This is a genomic window from Paracraurococcus ruber, from assembly GCF_004353985.1.
GTDB classification, from domain to species: domain Bacteria; phylum Pseudomonadota; class Alphaproteobacteria; order Acetobacterales; family Acetobacteraceae; genus Paracraurococcus; species Paracraurococcus ruber.
The window spans coordinates 1-2974 of the sequence record NZ_SMOA01000445.1 but is presented as its reverse complement, the minus strand read 5'-3'; the positions used below and the strand labels follow the sequence as shown (position 1 = coordinate 2974).

The 2974-nt window shown below is 73.9% G+C and carries 3 protein-coding genes; all 3 read right to left on the bottom strand.

All coding sequences use genetic code 11. From position 1 onward, the window contains the following. Positions 1 to 189: 189 nt before the first annotated feature. Positions 190 to 1293, bottom strand: a complete 1104-nt coding sequence (locus tag E2C05_RS30490) for a TRAP transporter substrate-binding protein (RefSeq protein ID WP_133223366.1) — start codon at positions 1291 to 1293, stop codon at positions 190 to 192. Between the two features lie 582 nt (positions 1294 to 1875). Then, the gene (locus E2C05_RS30485) at positions 1876 to 2142 is read right to left on the bottom strand and encodes an acylphosphatase (protein ID WP_133223365.1); all 267 of its coding nucleotides are present in this window, start codon (positions 2140 to 2142) and stop codon (positions 1876 to 1878) included. Further along, positions 2139 to 2852: an ATP12 family chaperone protein gene (locus tag E2C05_RS30480; protein WP_133223364.1), complete on the bottom strand. Its 714-nt coding sequence runs from the start codon at positions 2850 to 2852 to the stop codon at positions 2139 to 2141. The genes E2C05_RS30485 and E2C05_RS30480 overlap by 4 nt, the downstream gene beginning before the upstream one ends. Positions 2853 to 2974: the final 122 nt, after the last annotated feature.

Here is a 2974-nt window from a genome sequence, read left to right as displayed (position 1 = left end):
TGCGGTCATACCGACCGCGGTTCTCCGGCGTCCACATCCCGCCAAATCGCGCACCACCCGCCGCAACCCGCCAGTCACAACCGATTCAGATGACTCACCATGTTCCCGGATGGACACTTAGGTGCTTCCACCTGATCGGGATCTGCTCCAGTCGAAAAGGGAGAGGTGAAGATTCTCCCCCGACCTGCGCTACCGCGCCGCCGCCGCGAAGGCGAAATTCTCGTAGGCATTCTCCGCCACCCGGAACCACTGGAATTGCTCGTCCCGGAAGGCCTTGTAGCTGGCCCACATCTTCCGGAAGCGCGGGTTCTGCGCCGCCGTCTCCTCGTACAGCTCGCCGCTCGCGCGCCAGGCGGCCTGCACCACTTCCCGCGGCCAGCCGCGCAGCACCGCGCCGCCGCCCACCAGCCGCCGCAGCGCCTTCGGGTTGGCGTCGTCGTAGCGGGACGCCATCTCCATCGTCGCCTCGCCGCAGGCCACCTCCAGCGCGTGGCGGTAATGGTCGGGCAGGCTTTCCCAGGCGCGCAGGTTCACCATGAACACGCCGCGGGAGGATCCCTCCCAGAAGCCGGGCGCGTAGTAGTACCGGGCGATGCGGGCGAAGCCGAGCTTCTCGTCGTCATAGGGGCCGATCCACTCGGCGGCGTCGATCGTCCCGCGCTCCAGCGCCGGGTAGATGTCGGCGCCGGCGATCTGCGTCGGCGCGGCGCCGAGCTTGGCGAAGAGATGCCCGGCGAAGCCGGAGATGCGGAATTTCAGCCCGGACAGGTCCTCCAGGCTGCGAACCTCCTTGCGGAACCAGCCGCCCATCTGCGTGCCGGTGTCGCCGAAGGGAATGCCGACCACGTTGTAGTCGCGATAGAGCTCGGCCGCGATCTCGTTGCCGCCGCCATGCCGCAGCCAGGCGGTCATCTGCCGCATGTTCATCCCGAAGGGGATGGCGGTGAAGGCGGCGAAGGTCGGGTCCTTGCCCACGTAGTACAGGCTGGCGGTCTGGCCGCATTCGACCGTGCCGGTCTGCAACCCGTCCAGCACCTGCAGCGCCGGCAGGATCTCCCCGGCCGCGAAGCAGCGGAGCTGGAAGCGGTTGTCGGTCATCTGCGCGACGCGCTTCGCCAGGTATTCCGACCCGCCATAGAGGATGTCGAGGTTCTTCGGGAAGCTGCTGGCCAAGCGCCAGCGGATCTCGGGGTTCTGGGTCTGCGCCAGGGCGGGCGTGAAGAGCGCGGGCGCGAGGAGGGCGGATGTGCCAAGGGCTGCCGGGGCGGCGCCCAGCATGCTGCGACGGTTCATGACGTTTCGGCTCCCTGCCGGTGGGCTTGGCCGCCGGCGCCGGCCGACGGCGCGATCGAGCATGCGCGCCGCGCTGCCTTCACCGCAACGAATTCCGCGGCCGGCGCCCGTTGCGGGCCTGGGGCGTGCCGGCGAAGGGCTGCGGCAGGTCCTGGCGGGTCTCTTCCGCCCTGGCGGGCCGCCACGCCGATTGCGCCGCAATCCGCGTGGGAACCCGGGCAGAGTCCGTCGCCTTGCCGATGCAACCGGCATCGGGGGCGCGGGCCGGCGACGCCGGATGGCGCCTGGCGCGGGCCAGGCTCCCGGCCGCGCATCGCTAGGCATGCTGCGTTGGGGCGGACGCGCGACGCCCGGGCGATCGCGGCCAGAGCGGATCGCGGCGCGGCGGGATGCCGCCATCCGATCGGGACGCGGTCGCGGTGCCGGGTCCCGGCATGACCGCGACCGTGCCCGGGGCGACCGGCGTGGCGGGCAACATCGCTTCGCGCCACACGCCCACGACCCCAGGCGGCTCGCCTGCCCGCAGCGCCGCGCCAGCCGCTCCGGCGGCCGGGATCCGCACGCCGACGGGGCCGGCGCCGGTCAGCGCCGGAAGAAGCCCGGCGGCACCTCCTCCTCCCAGAAGGTCTCCTCGATGCTGTCCACGCGGGCCAGGCGCGGCCCGCGGCGCAGCAGCGTCAGCAACGCCTCCACCGCCGGCTCCGGCCCGGCGACCACCGCCTCCACCTGCCCGTCCGGGCGGTTGCGCACCCAGCCGGACAGGCCGAGCCGCCCCGCCTCCCGCACCATCCAGTCGCGGTAGCCGACGCCCTGCACCCGGCCGCCGATCAGCAGGTGCCGCGCCCTCATGCCGCGGGCGCCCGGGCGAGTGCCAGCAGCCGCCCCGCCACCGCCACCTCGGCGGCGACGCGGCGGCGGCGCTCGGCGGCCTCGGCGTCCAGGCCCCAGAATTCCTCCTGGAAGGTCTCGTCCAGGATGGCCAGGCGATGCGCCTCCGCGGCGTCCAGCCGCCCCTCCACCACCGCCAGGCCCAACACCAGGCTGCCGAAGGCCGGCACCAGCACGCCGAGGACGGCCAGCCCGATCGGGTCCTGCGCGGCGACCGCGCGGCGCAGCGCGGCGACCGCAGGGGGGTCCTGCGGCACCGGCATCAGCCCGGCGGTCACCCGCAGCGGCGCGTCATGCTGCAGCGCCGCCCAGTCCAGCAGCGGCTGCCATTCGGCGGCCTGCAGCGCGGCCAGCCTGCGGTCCTCGGCGCGGTAGCAGAGCAGGTCCGACTCGGCATAGCGCGCCAGCCCTTCCACCATCGGCGCGGGGTCCGGCGCGATGCGTTCCTGCGCCGTGCCGGCGAGGCGCGTGAGGGGGATGTCGGCCGGCCCCATCTCCCCGCCCTTGCTGCCGCCGGCGGCGTCCCATTCGGCGGCGATCGCCGCGGCCAACGCGGCCGACCCGACCTGCAGCGGCGTGCCGCCGGGCAGGCGCACCGGCTTCCCGTCCAGGGTCACGCGGAAGCCGCCCGGTTCGGGTTCTACCGCGGCGGTGTCCCAGAAGCGTTTCATGGCGGCAGTCTAGAGCGGATCGCGGAGCGGCGTGAACGCCGCGCGACGCCGCGGCGTGGGCCATCGCCCTGGCCGGGGGCGCGCGCGACGCGCGCCGGCCCGGCCGCGCCGCTACCGCCCCC